This window comes from Allomesorhizobium aridi (genome assembly GCF_043769475.1).
Lineage (GTDB): Bacteria > Pseudomonadota > Alphaproteobacteria > Rhizobiales > Rhizobiaceae > Allomesorhizobium.
On sequence record NZ_CP171729.1, the window covers coordinates 498,875 to 514,471 of the forward strand.

Sequence of the window (15,597 nt, forward strand, 5' to 3'; positions counted from 1 at the left end):
GTCAGGCGGGTAGGCGCGTCCAGGCGCCGACGAGCGGCGGCAGCATGATGCATGCCGAGCTTGCCAGGGCTTCCCCGCGCAGGCGTTCGGCGAGCGTGTCGACCTCCACCTCTTCCGCCGTGGCCACCCCGACCTGCTCCATCAACGGCAGCAGGCTCCGCAAGGTTTCGGCGACATAGTCGTAGGCAAAGGTCTGCGGGCCGCCTTCGACGCGCTGCGCTGCAATCATCTGCGGCGCCGGCAGTCCGGCTTCGACAAATGTCGCGAATAGCCTTGGCCCCATTTCGATTTCGACACCGCCGCGTTCGAAGGCCTCCAGGATCCAGCGCCGGCATCTGGAAAAAATCGGCCTGTCCGGGATGATTTTCGCAGCCGGCATCGCCAGTTCCTGGAAAGCCATGATGCCGCCCGGGCGAAGATGCGCCGCGAGCCGCCGCAGCGTCGGCGCGGGATCGGGCAGGTACATCAGAATCAGGCGGCCGATGATCGCGTCGAAGGTTCCATCCGGGACGAAATGCTCGAGTTCAGTAGCGGCAAACCGCACCCAGTAGCATTGTCCGGCTTCCACCGCCCGCCGCTCCGCCGTTGCGATCGCTTCTGCCGAGCGGTCGACGCCCAGCACGGCACCGGTCGGCCCGACCACCTCGCCCGCCATCAGCGACACATCGCCAACCCCGCAGCCCAGGTCGAGCACGCGCATGCCCCGTGCGAGGCCTGCCCGCCGCAGCACGTCTTCGGTAAGGTCGCGGATGAATGCTCCCTGCAGCTCCAGGCGCTTGAATTCGCGCTCCGAGTAGCCGAGCGCGTAGTCGGAGGCCTTGTCAGGGCCGATGTCGATCGGATTGCGGTCGAGAAGGACTTTATGCATGGTTTTCTCCTTGCCACGCCGTCGAAATGACCGGCAAACACTGGTCGCCGGCTGCCTGGCAGTGTCGAGCAGCGGCGCTACAAGGCGATTTCAGATCAGGGAAAATCCAATTACGGCTGAAACAAAAAGCCGGAATTCTCCACTGGCATTGGCATCCTTGTGAGCCGTGGAGCCTCGAAGCCCAACGGAGATCATGCAGTTCGAGCGATGCGCTTGCAAAGTTATCCCATATGTGAAAAAGATATTCATGAGGGAAGATCACAGGGAGGAGTCGTGACCCGTCTCGCATCGATCGCGCGCGGCGTCGCCACGCAATGACAAGCTTCGCCCCCACTGTCGGCGTATCGTCGACGCACCCGTCCGACATGCCCTCCGACCATTCCGACATACCCGTCTGGAACGCCGAGAACTGGTTCTACGAGGACTGGCAGGTAGGCCATAAAATACGCTCCTTGCGCCGCACCATGGCAGAGGGCGACAGCCATCTCTTCAACACGCTGGTGCTGGACATCCACCCCTACGTGCAGGATCGGATGTTTGCGGAAAAGGAAGGCATTTTCGGCCAGCGCCTGATCGCCGGCGCCTTCGTCTTTTCGGCCGGACTGGGTCTGGTCGCCACCAACTGTGTCAATGCCTTTTCTTACGGTTACGACAGGTTGCGCTTCATCAAGCCGGTGTTTGTGGGCGACACGATCTACACGATCCGCACCAACCTCGACAAAAGGCCGCGCTACAAGGAACTGGGCCTGATCCGCGCGAGCTATGAGGTGTTCAAGGGCGAAGGCGAACTGGTGCTCTACTGCGAGCACCTCCAGACCGTGAAATACAGGAATCCGGCGGACTTCGTCGGCAAGACCGAGAAGTGAGCGCGATGAGCGATCAAGAACTCCCGCTCGCCGGGCTCGTCGTGGTCGATATGAGCCAGTTTCTGTCCGGGCCGTATTGCTCGCTGCGCCTGCTCGATCTTGGCGCCCGCGTCATCAAGGTCGAGCGGCCGGATGGCGGCGACCTGTCGCGCCGGCTCTATCTCAGCGATACCGAGATCGGCGGCGATTCCACCATCTTCCACGCCATCAACCGCGCCAAGGAGAGCTTTGCGGTCGACCTCAAGAACGAGGCGGACCTTGCGGCGCTACGGGGCCTTCTGGCGAAAGCCGACGTGCTGATTCAGAATTTCAGGCCGGGCGTGATCGAGCGGCTCGGCCTCGATTACGCGCATGTGAACGGGCTCAACCCGCGCATCGTCTATGCCTCGATCAGCGGCTATGGCGAGGTGGGCCCCTGGGTGAAGCGTCCCGGGCAGGATCTGCTTGCCCAGTCGCGCTCGGGCGTCATGTGGCTGAACGGCGACGAGGACCAGGGGCCGGTGCCGTTCGGTCTGGCGATCGGCGACATGCTAGCCGGCGCCGCCGCCTGCCAGGGCGTTCTGGCCGCACTCGTTCGCCGCGGAATCACCGGCAAGGGCTCGCATGTCGAGACCAGCCTGCTCGAAGCGCTGGTCGATTTCCAGTTCGAGGTCCTGACGACCCATCTGAACGACGGCAATCGCCTGCCGCGCCGCTCTTCATTCCGCAGCGCGCATGCCTACCTGTCGGCGCCCTACGGCGTCTATCCGGCGAAGGATGGCTTCCTCGCCATCGCGATGACCCCGGTCCCGAAACTCGCCGGCCTGCTCGAACTGGACGAGGAGCTTTCGGCCTATAGCGATAAGCCGGCAACCTGGTTCACGGCGCGCGACGAGATCAAGGCGATCATCGCCCAGAAGATAGCAACCAGAACGGTCGACGAGTGGCTGGCGGTATTGGAGCCGGCCGACATCTGGTGCGCAAAGGTCCTGAACTGGCCGGAGCTGTTCGAAAGCGACGGTTTCAAGGTTCTCGACATGCTGCAGACGGTGACGCGCGAGGACGACGTCTCGATCACGACGACGCGCTCGCCGCTCAGGGTGAATGGCGTCAGGACAAAGGTAGAGCGCGCTGCGCCGCGCATCGGCGAGCATAGTGCGAAAATCCGCGAGGAGTTCGGCCTGTGACGGCGCTCAAAGGCATGACCTGGAGCCATCCGCGCGGCTATGACCCGATGGTCGCCTGCTCGGCCTTATGGAACGAGAAAACCGGCGTTTCGATCGAATGGGACAAGCGCTCGCTCCAGGGTTTCGAATCCTTCCCCGTCGAAGAACTGGCGCGTGCCTACGACCTCATCGTCATCGATCATCCGCATGTCGGCCAGATAACTGCCGAAGGCTGCCTTGCGCCGCTCGACGTGCCGGGCCGGGGGGCTGAACGGGCGGCGCTATCGGCGGGGAGCGTCGGCCAGTCCTATTCAAGCTACAACTGGCAGGGCCGGCAGTGGGCGTTTCCGATCGATGCGGCCACTCAGGTGCAGGCCTGGCGGCCGGATGCGCTTTCTACCGCTCCGGTCACATGGGCCGAAACGCTTTATCTGGCGCGGCAGGGCAGGGTGCTTCTGCCGCTGCGGCCGCCGCATTCGCTGATGAGTTTCTATACGCTTTGCGCCAATCTGGGCCGATCGTGCACCGTCACCGGACCCGGCGATATGATCGACGGCGAGACCGGCGCGCGCGCATGGGAGATGATGCGCGAGATCGCCGATCTGGTCGATCCCGGCTGTTTCGGCATGGATCCTATCGCCGTGTCGGAGAAGATGGCCGAAACCGGCTCGCCCTATCTCTGCGCGCCTCTGATCTACGGATACGTCAGCTACGCAATTTACGGGTTCCGCCCGCACCGGCTGGCCTTCGCCGACATGCCCATTGCAGGTTCGTCCGGGCCGGTCGGCTCCGCGCTGGGTGGCACCGGCATTGCCGTCTCGGCATTTTCCGGGGCGAAGGATGCGGCGATCGATTTCGCCTATTGGGTGGCGAGTGGAGATGTCCAGCGCGGCCCCTATGCCGCTGCGGGCGGCCAGCCCGGCCATGCCGCGGCGTGGGAAGACGAGGCGGTCAATGCCGCCACGTGGGGGTTCTATCGAAACACGCGCAAGACGCTGGAGGGCGCGTGGGTGCGGCCGCGTCATGACGGCTACATGGGCTTCCAGCAAGCGGCGTCTGATCGCGTCAATGAAGGTCTGATTGCCCGGCACGACGCCTCAAGCGTCGTTGCCGACCTCAATCGCCTCTTTCGTGAGAGTTTTGCGACCTAGCCGCCGGAACCTGTCGGACCAGCCTGTGAACTGCTTGTGAGCGCGTATGGGGCCTTACAGCCCCCACACCCTTCTCGCGTTTCCCGAAAGCAGCTTCGCTTTCTCTTCGGCGCTGGCGCCGGCAATCAGCGCGTGGGTTGCGGCGAGCCAGGTCGAGAGTCCGCCGCCCAGTGTGCAGACCGGCCAGTCGCTGCCCCAGACGACGCGATCCCAGCCGAACACCTCGATCGTGTGTTCGACATAGGGGCGCAGCGTCTCGACCGTCCAGCTCTCCGCATCGGCATAAGCGACAACGCCCGAAATCTTGCCGACGACGTTTGGCCGTCTCGCGATTTCGCTCATATGCTCCCGCCAGGGATGTTCGGCCCCGGCTTTGATGTCGGGCACGCCGCAGTGATCGAGAACGAACTGAACGTCGGGCGCCGTTTCCACCAGAGCGATCGCCTTGGGGATCTGGTGGGGCAGTACGCAGAGGTCGAACGTGAGACCAGTACCCGCCAGCCGGCGGATGTTCTCGCGAAACAGCGCGCCCTCGGAGATATCATCGCGAACGACATGCAGCACGCGGCGAAACCCTTTTACGAACGGGGTTTCCCTCACCCGCTCTAGATAGTCCACGAAGCCGACCTCTTCCGGCCGGCAGGCGGCGATGGCGCCGCGCAACAGGCTGCCCGGCTCTCGCGCCTTGCGCGCCACATAAGAAGTCTCCGCCTCGATATCGTCCGGAGCGACGTCGACTTCCATGTGCAGCGTAGCGGAGATGCCGCCGCGTTTGGCCTCGCGTGCATACTCCTCATAAAAGAAATCCCGGTTCAGTGCCGGCGCGCCGGCAAGCCACGGATAGCGCAGCGCCGACTGGTCCACGATGTGAAGATGGGTGTCGATGGTCATGTCGCAAATCCTCCCGGCAAGATATTCAAACAAGAATTCAGTGGGCCTGACTTACGTCGGAGCCCGCAAGCCGCGACAGCTGTTCGGCGGTGGCCAGGATAAGCTCGATCGTCTGCGTGATATCCGGAGCCGACGGCAGATTGATCAACGTGATGTAAGGAACGGTGAGCGCGGCGATTGCCTTGCCGTCGGGGCCGAGCACCGGCGCTGACAGGTTGTAGACGCCCGCCGTCTGGAGGCTTGCCATCATCTCGTAGCCGCGGTCGCGGATCTGGTCGAGCCGATTGAAGAATTCGGGCGGCTGCACCGGCTTCTCGGTGCCGTGCTGCTGTTCGGAGATCATCATTTGTCGTTCTTCCTGGGAGCGGAAGGCGAGCAGTACGTGGCCGGAGCCGGTATCGAACAGGCTGATATGAGAGCCGACGCGGATAGAAATTCCCCAATATCCCGGCGCTTCCTGCTGGGCGATCACCACGGCCGAACCACGGTCGAATACGACGAGCTGGTTGGCTTGCCGGGATTTCTCGGCGAGGTCGCGCATCAATGGCGTGGCGTAGGAAACCAGCCGGCGCACCGGGGCGTGAAGCTGCGCCAGGCCGAACAGCTTGAGCGTCAGCGAATAGCGGTCGCCGTCCGGCTTGGTCACGTAGCCGCGCTTCACCAGCCGGTCCAGCATCCGGTAGAACTCGTTCGGGCTGCGGCCGAGCTTCTTGGCGATTTCTGCCTGCGTCAGCCCGCCATCGACACCGGCCAGCAGCTCGAGGATGTCGAGGCCCTTGTCGAGTGCCGGGGCCCTGTAGCGATCCGATTCGTCTTCTTCCACGCCTAAATCCTCTCCCAGACTTCTTCATTGCATATACGCAGGAGGCCATTGACGGAAGAGATTAGGCTTGACCGACCCATGAAAATGATCTTTGTATATGAATGAAACGCTCATTCATGGGCGCTTCAGGTTTTGACGCGGCGTAACCGCGCCTTATGGGAGGATCGGATGAAGAGACTGCTTTCCGGCGTGTCGGCCGGAGTGATTGCGCTTGCCATTAGCGCCGGCGCTGCTTTCGCGCAGGAGCTGCCGGGCAAATTCGAAGGCGTTGCAATCGACGCGAAGCTCATCGGCGGCCAGCAATACGAGGCGCTCTACGCGCGCATCGCTGAATGGGAGAAGGCGACCGGCGCCAAGGTCAACGTCATCTCCAAGAAGAACCATTTCGAGCTCGACAAGGAGATCAAGTCCGACATCGCCACCGGCTCGATCGGTTGGTGCGTGGGGTCGAACCATTCTTCCTTCGCGCCGCAATATCCCGATATCTACACGGACCTCGCGCCACTGCTGCCGAAGTCCGAGATCGACGCCTTCGTCCCCGCCAACATCGGCGCCTCGACGCTTGACGGCAAGCTGGTGATGCTGCCGCGCGCTCAGTTCGACGTGTCGGCGCTCTATTACCAGAAGAGCCTCTACGCCGACGAAGCCAAGAAGAAGGCATACAAGGAGAAGTACGGCGAGGATCTTGTGCCGCCGGACACCTGGGCGGATGTGGCCAAGCAGGCCGAGTTCTTCGCTGCTCCGCCGGATTTCTACGGCACCCAGTTTGCCGGCAAGGAAGAGGCGATCAACGGCCGCTTCTATGAAATGGTGGTCGCCGAGGGCGGCGAATATCTCGACAAGGACGGCAAGCCCGCCTTCAATTCGGAAGCCGGCGTGCGCGCGCTCGACTGGTTCGTCAACCTCTACAAGGCCAAGGCCGTGCCGGCCGGCACGACCAACTATCTGTGGGACGACCTCGGCCAGGGTTTTGCATCTGGAACCGTCGCCGTCAACCTCGACTGGCCGGGCTGGGCCGGCTTCTTCAACGACCCGAAGTCTTCGAAGGTCGCCGGCAATGTCGGCGTAAAGGTGCAGCCGAAAGGCTCTGCCGGCAAGCGCACCGGCTGGTCCGGGCATCATGGCTTCTCGGTCACAGAAAGCTGCGCCAGCAAGGAGGCCGCCGCTTCGCTCGTCTGGTTCCTGACCAATGAGGACAGCCAGAAGCTCGAAGCCGCTGCCGGTCCGCTCCCGACCCGCACGGCGGTATGGGAGTGGGACATCGCGCAGGCCAGTGGCGATCCCTACAAGACGGAGGTGTTGAAGGCCTTCCAGGAAGCGGCGCAGAACGCCTTCCCGGTGCCGCAGACGCCGTCCTGGATCGAGATCTCCAACGCCGTCTATCCGGAACTCCAGGCGGCGATCCTCGGCGACAAGACATCTAAGCAGGCGCTCGACGATGCGGCCGCCAAGGCGACCCAGATACTCCAGGACGCCGGGGAGCTGTAACGATCGTCCGAGCCGCGCCGGCGGCTTGTTGATCCGACAAAGTCGATAGCCCCTCTCCGTCTCGGCTTCGCCTCAACACCTCTCCCCACTTCGTGAGGGGGAGAGGATGGGCGTCTAGCTTGGCTCCCATCCGCGTTCCCCAAGGAACGGGAGAGGTGCCGAGCGAAGCGAGGCGGAGAAGGGTTCTACAATCAATAGCAGTGGCGCTGATCGAATCCGCCTGGCTGCCAAATCAGGGCCTTCGATGAGAAGAAGCTGGAGACCATCAGCGCCGACACTGCTCCTCCTGCCGGCCATCATCGTGCTGGCAGCGGTGGTCGTCGTGCCGCTGCTCCTGTCCTTCTATTCGAGCTTCACGCCGTTCCGGCTGACGAAGCCGGATACGTTTTTTGTATTCATAGGCTTTCGCAATTATGCTTTGATCCTGGGCGACTGGGATTTTTGGGTCGCTTTCGGCCGCACCGTCCTGCTGCTCACCGTCGCGCTCAATATGGAGATGCTGCTTGGCCTCGGCCTCGCGCTGCTGGTCGAGAAGGCGACGCGCGGCCAGCGCATCCTGCGCACGCTGATGATGTTTCCGATGATGTTTTCGCCGATCCTCGTCGGCTTCCAGTTCAAATTCATGTTCAACGACAATATCGGGTTGGTGAACAACGCGCTGCAGGCGCTTGGCCTCACCGACAGGGCGATCCCCTGGCTGATCGAAGGGCATCTCGCGTTCATCGCCATCACGATTGCCGAAGTGTGGTCTTCGACATCGGTCTTCGCCATCCTGATCCTTGCCGGCCTGCTCGCCATGCCCAAGGAGCCGATCGAGGCTGCGCGCGTAGACGGCTGCACGCCCTGGCAGACCTTTCGCTATGTCATCTGGCCCTTCGTCATGCCCTTCGCCTACATCGCCATGACCATCCGTTCGCTCGACGTGGCACGCGCCTATGACATCGTGAAGATCATGACCGACGGCGGGCCCGCCGGCCGCACCGAGCTTCTGTGGACGCTGGTCGGGCGGACGGCCTACAGCGACGCGCGCATGGGACTTGCCAACGCCATGGCGTATTTCTCTATCCTTCTGTCGATCCTTTTCACCGTCTACTTCTTTCGCAAGCTCGCCGCGGCGCGTTCGCAGATCGGGGCGGAGTGGTGACCATGGACGAGAATGCCTCGGCAGGCCTCAAGCGCCGGATATTGCAGGTCGCCCATCTCGCCGGCCTGTTCCTGGCAATGCTCGTCATCTGCATGCCCGGCATCTGGATCGTGCTGTCGTCGCTGCGGCCCACGGTGGAGATCATGGCCAAGCCGCCGGTCTGGATTCCGCAGGAGCTGTCTTTCGACGCCTACGTCTCGATGTTTTCGGGCGTCGGCAAGGGCGGCATCCCGGTGCTCGAATATTTCCGTAACTCGCTGATCATCTCGATCACTTCGACGGTGATCGCCGTGGCCATCGGCATGGCCGGCGGCTACGCCTTCGCCCGCCATCGCTTTCAGGGAAAGTCGAGCATGTTCCTGGGGCTCATGCTGACGCGAACCGTGCCCGGCATCGCCCTGTCGCTGCCGCTCTTCTTCGTCTATGCGCGTCTCGGCATCATCGATACGCATTTCGGCCTGATCCTGGCCTACGTGGCGCTGAACATCCCCTTCACCATCTGGCTGATCGACGGTTTCTTCCGGCAGGTGCCGAAGGATCTGGCCGAGGCGGCGCAGATCGACGGCTGCACGCCCTGGCAGGCCTTCTGGCAGGTCGAGTTCCCGCTGGCCGGGCCGGGGATCGCCTCCGCTGGCATCTTCGCCTTCCTGACCTCGTGGAACGAGTTCGCTCTCGCCTCGCAGCTTACGCGCTCGGTCAATTCGAAGACTTTGCCGGTCGGTCTGCTCGACTATACGGCGGAATTCACCATCGACTGGCGCGGCATGTGCGCGCTCGCGGTCGTGATGATCGTTCCGGCGCTCACCCTCACTTTCATCGTCCAGAAGCATCTTGTCGGCGGACTTACCTCCGGCGCGGTCAAAGGATAAGTCATGGCCACGGTTTCCCTCAGCAAGCTGGAAAAACGCTACGGCGCCATGCCGGTCGTGCACGGCATCGACCTCGAAGTCGCCGACCGCGAATTCATCGCGCTGGTTGGCCCTTCCGGCTGCGGCAAGTCGACGACGTTGCGGATGATCGCCGGACTGGAGGATATTTCAGGCGGCGAGATCCGGATCGGCGGCAAGCTGATCAACGAACTGCCGCCGCGCTCGCGCAACATATCGATGGTGTTCCAGTCCTACGCGCTCTATCCGCACATGACCGTGCGCGAGAACATGGGTTTCTCGCTGAAGATCGCCGGCCGTCCGCAGACCGAGATCGAAGCGGCCGTGGCCGAGGCCGCGGGGATCCTCGGCCTGGAACAGTTGCTCGACCGCCGGCCTTCGCAACTCTCCGGTGGCCAGCGCCAGCGCGTCGCCATGGGCCGCGCCATCGTGCGCAACCCGCAGGTCTTCCTGTTCGACGAGCCGCTGTCCAATCTCGACGCCAAGCTGCGCAGCCAGGTGCGCACCGAGATCAAGAAGCTGCATGCCCGTATGCAGACGACAATGATCTACGTCACCCACGACCAGGTCGAGGCGATGACCTTGTCCGATCGCATCGTCATCATGCGCGATGGCTATATCGAGCAAGTCGGAACGCCGGATGAAGTGTTCAGGCGGCCCGCGACCAGGTTCGTCGCGGGCTTCATCGGTTCGCCGCCAATGAACCTGCAGGAAGCGATCGTCTATGATGGAGCCTTGGCATTTCCGGGCGGCGCGACGCTACCCCTGCCGGCGCAGTTCCGCGACAGTGTGACTGCGGGTCAGAAGGTGGTGTTCGGCCTGCGCCCGGACGACATCTATCCCGCCGGGCACGGCATTCATTCGGGCGAAGCGGCCGAGGTCCATGCGATCGATCTGCCTGTTTCCATCACTGAGCCCCTTGGCAACGAGACGCTGGTGTTCGCGTCGTTCGACGACCGCGAATGGGTTTCGCGCATGCTGAACCCGAAGCCGCTGAAGCCGGGCGACCGCATCGGCATGAGCATGGATTTGAGCCAGGCGCATCTGTTCGATGCTGCGACGGGCAGGACATTGAGGAGTTAGCGATGGCCAGGATCGAGAAAGTCGAGCTGCGGATGGTTGACCTCGTCCCCAAGGTCAAGCGCACCGACGCCATCCAGAGCTTTGTCAGCCAGGAAACGCCGATCGTCACCATCACCGATTCCGATGGGGCCGTCGGCACTGGCTATTCCTACACGATCGGCACCGGCGGCTCGTCGGTCATGCGCCTCCTGGCCGACCATCTCGTGCCGCGCATCATCGGCCGCGACGCCGACATGATCGAGGCGATCTGGCACGATCTGGAATTCGCCACCCATGCCACCACGATCGGCGCAATAACCGCGATTGCGCTCGCAGCAGTCGACACGGCGCTATGGGACCTGCGCGCCAGGAAGCAGAACCTGCCGCTGTGGAAGCTGGCCGGCGGCGCCAGGGACCGCTGCCCGCTCTACACGACAGAAGGCGGCTGGCTGCACATCGAGCCGGAGGCGCTGGTCGACGACGCCCTTCAGGCCAAGGCCAATGGCTTTCGCGGCTCCAAGGTCAAGATCGGCAAGCCGTACGGCGCGGAGGATTTTGCTCGCCTGTCGGCCGTCCGCAAGGCGGTCGGCGACAGTTATGAAATCATGACCGACTGCAATCAGGGTTTTGCCGTCGACGAGGCGATCCGCCGCGCCGAGCGCCTGCGCGACCTCGACCTCGCCTGGATCGAGGAGCCGCTTCCGGCCGACGACATCGACGGCCATGTCCGGCTGAACAACTCGACCTCGACCCCGATCGCTATCGGGGAGTCGCTCTATTCCATCCGTCATTTCCGCGAATACATGCAGAAGGGCGGCTGCTCCGTCGTGCAGGTCGATGTCGGCCGCATCGGCGGCATCACGCCCTGGCTCAAGGTCGCGCATGCGGCGGAGGCGTTCGACATGCCGGTCTGCCCGCATTTCCTCATGGAACTGCATGTCAGCCTCGTCTGCGCCATCCAGAACGGTAAATATGTCGAGTATATTCCGCAGCTCGACGACTTGACCGGCAAGCGGATGGAGATCGTTGACGGACACGCCGTCGCGCCGTCCGAACCCGGCATCGGCATCGATTGGGATTGGGAAGCCTTGAAGAGATTGAGCGTTCCCGAGTTCACGAGAGAGATCACGACGCGGAGGAACTGATCATGCAGAGGATGGGAAGCGTGCTCGGGATCAAGCCCGAGCCGATCGCCGAGTACAAGCGCATCCATGCGGATGTGTGGCCGGAGGTCCTGGCGACGATCGCGGCCTGCGGGATCAGGAACTACACGATCTTCCTCAAGGAGCCGGAAAACCTGCTCTTCGCCTATTTCGAATATCACGGGACGGATTTCGCGGCCGACGCAGCAAAGATGGCGGCGGACCCCAAGACGCAGGAATGGTGGTCGATCTGCATGCCGATGCAGGCCCCGCTGGAAACCCGCAAGGAAGGCGAATGGTGGGCTGAGATGGAAGAAGTGTTTCACTGTGACTAATTCTTCCAAGACCCCTCATCCGTCTCGGCTTCGCCTCGACACCTTCTCCCACAAGGGGAGAAGGTGGAGCATTGAATCCACGTTTCCGCCAATCGCCAACGCTGGAAATTTACTGAGCCGCTCGCGCGAAACTCCCCCTTCTCCCCTTGTGGGAGAAGGGGGCCGAGCGAAGCGAGGTCGGATGAGGGGTGTTCCAGCAAGCGCCGGTATATCCAATGCAATTTAGTCCATCCTCCCTATCCCAATCCTGGCCCGCCCCGTCGAACCCGCGGCCCGTCGTCACCTTCGGCGCGGGCTCGATCGTTGGTGATGCCCACTATCCCGCCTACGCCAAGAGCGGTGTTCCGATCGCCGGCCTTTATGACCCCGATCGCGCCAAGGCTGAAAAGCTGGCCGATGCCTGGGGCGTGAAGGCCTTCGCGTCCGTCGCCGAGGCGGCCGCCTTCGAAGGCGCGATCTTCGACCTCGCTACGCCCCCGGAGCGCCATGCCGAAGTGCTGCGCGCGCTGCCGCAGGGTGCGGCAGTGCTGATCCAGAAACCGATGGGCGCCGATCTCGCCGGTGCGACGGAAATCCTGAAGATTTGCCGGCAAAAGAAACTCGCCGCAGCGATGAATTTCCAGCTCCGTTTCGCGCCGATGATGCTGGCGTTGAAGGACGCAATCGCCAAGGGCTTCCTCGGCCAAGTGGTCGACTTCGATGCTTGGCTCGCGCTCGCGACGCCTTGGCAGCTTTGGGAATTCCTGCTCAAGGCGCCCCGCGTCGAGATCGCGATGCATTCGATCCACTATCTCGACCTGATCCGCCAGCTTCTCGGCGATCCGATCGGCGTGCACGCCAAAACGCTCGGCCACCCAAGTCACTCGGTGGCGCAGACCCGCACCAGCGCCATCCTCGACTATGGCGACCATGTGCGCTGTGCGCTGTCGATCAATCACGACCACAAGTTCAGCCGCAAATACCAGGCCTGCGAGTTCCGCATCTGCGGCACCGAGGGCGCGGCCTACCTGAAACTCGGCGTCAATCTGGATTATCCGCGTGGCGAGCCGGACGTTCTTGAAATATTCCCCAAGGGCGGCGACGGCTGGGTGAACGTGCCCCTGACGGGCACGTGGTTTCCCGACGGCTTCGTCGGGCGGATGGCGAATTTGCAGCGTTTCGTCGCCGGAGAGGACGCGGAACTCGTCAGTTCGGTCGAGGACGCCTGGTTGACCATGGCGCTGGTGGAAGCCGCCTATCAGTCGAGCGCCTCACCGGCCACCCCCATCGCAAAGAGGCCATGAGATGGAGCAGACCACATATTTCGAGGATTACCAGATCGGCTTCTCGCGCACGACGTTCGGGCGCACGATCACCGAGACCGACTTCGTCGTCCATGCGGGGCACACCGGCGACTTCTTTCCGCATCACATGGACGCGGAATACATGAAGGCGACGCCATTCGGGCAGCGCATCGCCCACGGCACCATGGTGTTTTCGATCGGCGTCGGCCTGACTGCAAGCATCATCAACCCGGTGGCCTTTTCCTACGGCTATGACCGGCTGCGCTTCATTCGGCCCGTCTTCATCGGCGACACGATCAAGACACGCGCGACGATCACAGCCAAGGAGGACGATCCGAAGCGCGCCAACGCCGGACGGGTCATCGAGCGCTGCGAGGTCATCAACCAGCGCGGCGAAGTCGTGCTTGCGGCGGACCACATCTACATCGTCGAGCGTCGAGCGGCGGTTTTGTAGGACCTGAAAGGGAAACTCATGAGCACTCTCCAAGGCAAGATCGCCCTTGTGACCGCCGCTGCGCAAGGCATCGGCAAGGCAAGCGCGCTGGCTTTCGCCCGCGCTGGCGCCGTGGTCCACGCCACCGACATCAACGAAGCGCAGCTTGCCAAACTGCGGGGCCAGGAGGGCATTGTCACGCGCAGGCTGGATGTTCTCGACGAAGGCGCCGTCACGAGCGCCTTTGCCGAGATCGGCCGCGTCGACGTGCTGTTCAACTGCGCCGGCTTCGTGCACGGCGGCTCGATCCTCGAGATGAAGGATTCCGATCTGGACTTTGCCTTCGACCTCAACGTTAGGGCGATGGTGCGCACCATCCGCGCGGTGCTGCCCGGCATGCTGGAGCGCGGCGAAGGGGCGATCATCAACATGGCTTCCGTAGCCTCCAGCATCAAGGGTGTCCCGAACCGCTGTGCCTACGGCGTAACCAAGGCGGCGGTGATCGGGCTGACCAAGTCGGTCGCCGCCGACTATGTCGGCAGAGGCATACGCTGCAACGCGATTTGCCCGGGTACGGTGGAAAGCCCGTCGCTGCAGGACCGGCTGCGGGCGCAGGGCGACTACGACGCCGCGCGCGCCGCCTTCATCTCGCGCCAGCCGATCGGCCGCATGGGCACTCCGGAGGAGATCGCCGATCTCGCCGTTCACCTTGCCGGTGCGACATACACCACCGGACAGGCCTATTCGATCGATGGCGGTTGGACGATCTGATCTCGGCGCTATGTTCATACCGATGGATTTGAGATGACCCGCATTACAGGACTTCGCACGCACGACCTTCGCTTTCCGACGTCGCAAAGCTTGGATGGATCGGATGCGATGAATCCCGATCCGGATTATTCGGCCGCCTATGTAGTGCTGGCGACGGATGGCGATTTCGAAGGCCATGGGCTGACCTTCACCATCGGCCGCGGCAACGACATTTGCTGCCGCGCCATCGAGGCGATGACGCATCTTCTCGTTGGCCTGGAACTGGACTGGATCAAGGAGGATCCGGGCCGCTTCTGGCGGCATGTCACCGGCGACAGCCAGTTGCGCTGGATCGGCCCGGACAAGGGCGCCATGCACCTTGCTACCGGCGCGGTGGTCAACGCCGTCTGGGATTTGTTGGCCAAGGAAGCCGGTAAGCCGGTCTGGCGGCTCGTCGCCGAGATGAGCCCTGAGGAGATCGTGCGCATCGTCGACTTCCGCTATCTCACCGACGCATTGACGCCCGGGGAGGCGCTGGAAATCCTGCGCCGTGCCGAACCCGGCAAGGCGGAGCGAATCGCAATCCTCGAGCGCGAGGGCTACGCTTGCTACACGACGTCGGCGGGCTGGCTAGGCTACTCCGACGAGAAACTGCGCCGGCTTTGCCAGGAGGCGGTCGATCAGGGTTTCAGTCACGTCAAGATGAAGGTCGGCCGCGATCTCGGCGACGATATCCGCCGGCTGACAATTGCGCGCGAGGTGCTCGGCCCGGACCGCTACATGATGATCGACGCCAACCAGGTCTGGGAGGTCGGACAGGCGATCGATTGGGTGAGGGCGCTGGCGTTCGCGAAACCCTATTTCATCGAGGAACCGACCAGCCCGGATGACATCGCAGGTCACCGCGCGATCCGCGAGGCGGTCGCGCCGGTGAAGGTCGCCACCGGCGAGATGTGCCAGAACCGCATCGTCTTCAAACAGATGATCGCCGGCGGCGCGATCGACATAGTGCAGATCGACGCCTGCCGCATGGGCGGGCTCAACGAGGTGCTGGCCGTCCTTCTGATGGCGGCGAAATACGGACTGCCGGTCTGGCCGCATGCCGGAGGCGTCGGCTTGTGCGAATATGTCCAGCATCTGTCCATGATCGACTACGTCGCCGTGTCGGGAACGAAGGACGGCAGGGTGATCGAGTATGTCGACCACCTGCACGAGCATTTCCTGGAGCCGTGCCTGATCGAGAATGCCGCCTATATGCCGCCGAAGCTGCCGGGGTTCTCGATCGAGATGAAGCCGGAATCGATTGCCGAATACCGGTATCGGTGAACC

At 63.0% G+C, this 15,597-nt stretch carries 16 protein-coding genes; 13 read left to right on the forward strand and 3 right to left on the reverse strand.

What is annotated here, in order from left to right; all coding sequences use genetic code 11:
* Position 1: 1 nt before the first annotated feature.
* The gene (locus ACG873_RS04340) at positions 2–868 is read right to left on the reverse strand and encodes a class I SAM-dependent methyltransferase (protein WP_394890607.1); all 867 of its coding nucleotides are present in this window, start codon (positions 866–868) and stop codon (positions 2–4) included.
* 314 nt (positions 869–1,182) lie between these two features.
* On the opposite strand from ACG873_RS04340, the gene ACG873_RS04345 reads away from it, so the two are divergent.
* From ACG873_RS04345 to ACG873_RS04355, 3 genes are read left to right on the forward strand one after another with little or no spacing between them, the layout of a single operon-like run.
* The gene (locus ACG873_RS04345; RefSeq protein WP_394890608.1) at positions 1,183–1,734 is read left to right on the forward strand and encodes a MaoC family dehydratase; all 552 of its coding nucleotides are present in this window, start codon (positions 1,183–1,185) and stop codon (positions 1,732–1,734) included.
* Between the two features lie 5 nt (positions 1,735–1,739).
* On the forward strand, positions 1,740–2,900 hold the full coding sequence (locus ACG873_RS04350; RefSeq protein WP_394890609.1) for a CaiB/BaiF CoA transferase family protein: 1,161 nt from the start codon (positions 1,740–1,742) through the stop codon (positions 2,898–2,900).
* Positions 2,901–2,914: 14 nt separating this feature from the next.
* Complete coding sequence (locus tag ACG873_RS04355; protein WP_394893340.1) at positions 2,915–4,030, forward strand: extracellular solute-binding protein; 1,116 nt, start codon at positions 2,915–2,917, stop codon at positions 4,028–4,030.
* A 54-nt stretch (positions 4,031–4,084) separates the two neighbouring features.
* Here the strand turns inward: ACG873_RS04355 and ACG873_RS04360 are convergent, their stop codons facing one another.
* Entirely contained in the window at positions 4,085–4,921 is an 837-nt protein-coding gene (locus ACG873_RS04360) for an amidohydrolase family protein (RefSeq protein WP_394890610.1), read from the reverse strand.
* Positions 4,922–4,958: 37 nt separating this feature from the next.
* A complete protein-coding gene (locus ACG873_RS04365) occupies positions 4,959–5,744 on the reverse strand; it encodes an IclR family transcriptional regulator (RefSeq protein WP_394890611.1) in 786 nt (261 codons plus the stop codon).
* 168 nt (positions 5,745–5,912) lie between these two features.
* On the opposite strand from ACG873_RS04365, the gene ACG873_RS04370 reads away from it, so the two are divergent.
* The 10 genes from ACG873_RS04370 (at position 5,913) to ACG873_RS04415 (ending at position 15,594) form a co-directional block, all read left to right on the forward strand.
* Positions 5,913–7,232: an ABC transporter substrate-binding protein gene (locus ACG873_RS04370; protein WP_394890612.1), complete on the forward strand. Its 1,320-nt coding sequence runs from the start codon at positions 5,913–5,915 to the stop codon at positions 7,230–7,232.
* Positions 7,233–7,476: 244 nt separating this feature from the next.
* Positions 7,477–8,376 (forward strand): carbohydrate ABC transporter permease, encoded by a 900-nt coding sequence (locus tag ACG873_RS04375; protein ID WP_394890613.1) that lies wholly within the window; start codon positions 7,477–7,479, stop codon positions 8,374–8,376.
* Between the two features lie 2 nt (positions 8,377–8,378).
* Positions 8,379–9,245: a carbohydrate ABC transporter permease gene (locus ACG873_RS04380; protein WP_394890614.1), complete on the forward strand. Its 867-nt coding sequence runs from the start codon at positions 8,379–8,381 to the stop codon at positions 9,243–9,245.
* Between the two features lie 3 nt (positions 9,246–9,248).
* On the forward strand, positions 9,249–10,346 hold the full coding sequence (locus tag ACG873_RS04385) for an ABC transporter ATP-binding protein (protein WP_394890615.1): 1,098 nt from the start codon (positions 9,249–9,251) through the stop codon (positions 10,344–10,346).
* A gap of 2 nt (positions 10,347–10,348) precedes the next feature.
* Entirely contained in the window at positions 10,349–11,470 is a 1,122-nt protein-coding gene (locus ACG873_RS04390; protein ID WP_394890616.1) for a mandelate racemase/muconate lactonizing enzyme family protein, read from the forward strand.
* Positions 11,471–11,472: 2 nt separating this feature from the next.
* Positions 11,473–11,802, forward strand: a complete 330-nt coding sequence (locus ACG873_RS04395) for an L-rhamnose mutarotase (RefSeq protein WP_394890617.1) — start codon at positions 11,473–11,475, stop codon at positions 11,800–11,802.
* A gap of 215 nt (positions 11,803–12,017) precedes the next feature.
* Positions 12,018–13,085: a Gfo/Idh/MocA family protein gene (locus ACG873_RS04400; protein WP_394890618.1), complete on the forward strand. Its 1,068-nt coding sequence runs from the start codon at positions 12,018–12,020 to the stop codon at positions 13,083–13,085.
* Position 13,086: 1 nt separating this feature from the next.
* Positions 13,087–13,539 carry a MaoC/PaaZ C-terminal domain-containing protein gene (locus ACG873_RS04405; RefSeq protein ID WP_394890619.1) on the forward strand — a complete coding sequence of 151 codons (453 nt, stop codon included), beginning with the start codon at positions 13,087–13,089 and terminating at the stop codon, positions 13,537–13,539.
* Between the two features lie 18 nt (positions 13,540–13,557).
* Positions 13,558–14,289 carry an SDR family oxidoreductase gene (locus ACG873_RS04410; RefSeq protein ID WP_394890620.1) on the forward strand — a complete coding sequence of 244 codons (732 nt, stop codon included), beginning with the start codon at positions 13,558–13,560 and terminating at the stop codon, positions 14,287–14,289.
* Between the two features lie 33 nt (positions 14,290–14,322).
* Positions 14,323–15,594, forward strand: a complete 1,272-nt coding sequence (locus tag ACG873_RS04415; RefSeq protein WP_394890621.1) for an L-fuconate dehydratase — start codon at positions 14,323–14,325, stop codon at positions 15,592–15,594.
* The last annotated feature ends 3 nt before the right edge of the window (positions 15,595–15,597 follow it).

Bases quoted from the DNA above. Each gene is read 5' to 3' on its own strand.
- ACG873_RS04340 (WP_394890607.1), bottom strand. From the start codon at position 868: ATGCATAAAGTCCTTCTCGACCGCAATCCGATCGACATCGGCCCTGAC.
- ACG873_RS04345 (WP_394890608.1), top strand. From the start codon at position 1,183: ATGACAAGCTTCGCCCCCACTGTCGGCGTATCGTCGACGCACCCGTCC.
- ACG873_RS04350 (WP_394890609.1), top strand. From the start codon at position 1,740: ATGAGCGATCAAGAACTCCCGCTCGCCGGGCTCGTCGTGGTCGATATG.
- ACG873_RS04355 (WP_394893340.1), top strand. From the start codon at position 2,915: ATGACCTGGAGCCATCCGCGCGGCTATGACCCGATGGTCGCCTGCTCG.
- ACG873_RS04360 (WP_394890610.1), bottom strand. From the start codon at position 4,921: ATGACCATCGACACCCATCTTCACATCGTGGACCAGTCGGCGCTGCGC.
- ACG873_RS04370 (WP_394890612.1), top strand. From the start codon at position 5,913: ATGAAGAGACTGCTTTCCGGCGTGTCGGCCGGAGTGATTGCGCTTGCC.
- ACG873_RS04375 (WP_394890613.1), top strand. From the start codon at position 7,477: ATGAGAAGAAGCTGGAGACCATCAGCGCCGACACTGCTCCTCCTGCCG.
- ACG873_RS04380 (WP_394890614.1), top strand. From the start codon at position 8,379: ATGGACGAGAATGCCTCGGCAGGCCTCAAGCGCCGGATATTGCAGGTC.
- ACG873_RS04385 (WP_394890615.1), top strand. From the start codon at position 9,249: ATGGCCACGGTTTCCCTCAGCAAGCTGGAAAAACGCTACGGCGCCATG.
- ACG873_RS04390 (WP_394890616.1), top strand. From the start codon at position 10,349: ATGGCCAGGATCGAGAAAGTCGAGCTGCGGATGGTTGACCTCGTCCCC.
- ACG873_RS04395 (WP_394890617.1), top strand. From the start codon at position 11,473: ATGCAGAGGATGGGAAGCGTGCTCGGGATCAAGCCCGAGCCGATCGCC.
- ACG873_RS04400 (WP_394890618.1), top strand. From the start codon at position 12,018: ATGCAATTTAGTCCATCCTCCCTATCCCAATCCTGGCCCGCCCCGTCG.
- ACG873_RS04405 (WP_394890619.1), top strand. From the start codon at position 13,087: ATGGAGCAGACCACATATTTCGAGGATTACCAGATCGGCTTCTCGCGC.
- ACG873_RS04410 (WP_394890620.1), top strand. From the start codon at position 13,558: ATGAGCACTCTCCAAGGCAAGATCGCCCTTGTGACCGCCGCTGCGCAA.
- ACG873_RS04415 (WP_394890621.1), top strand. From the start codon at position 14,323: ATGACCCGCATTACAGGACTTCGCACGCACGACCTTCGCTTTCCGACG.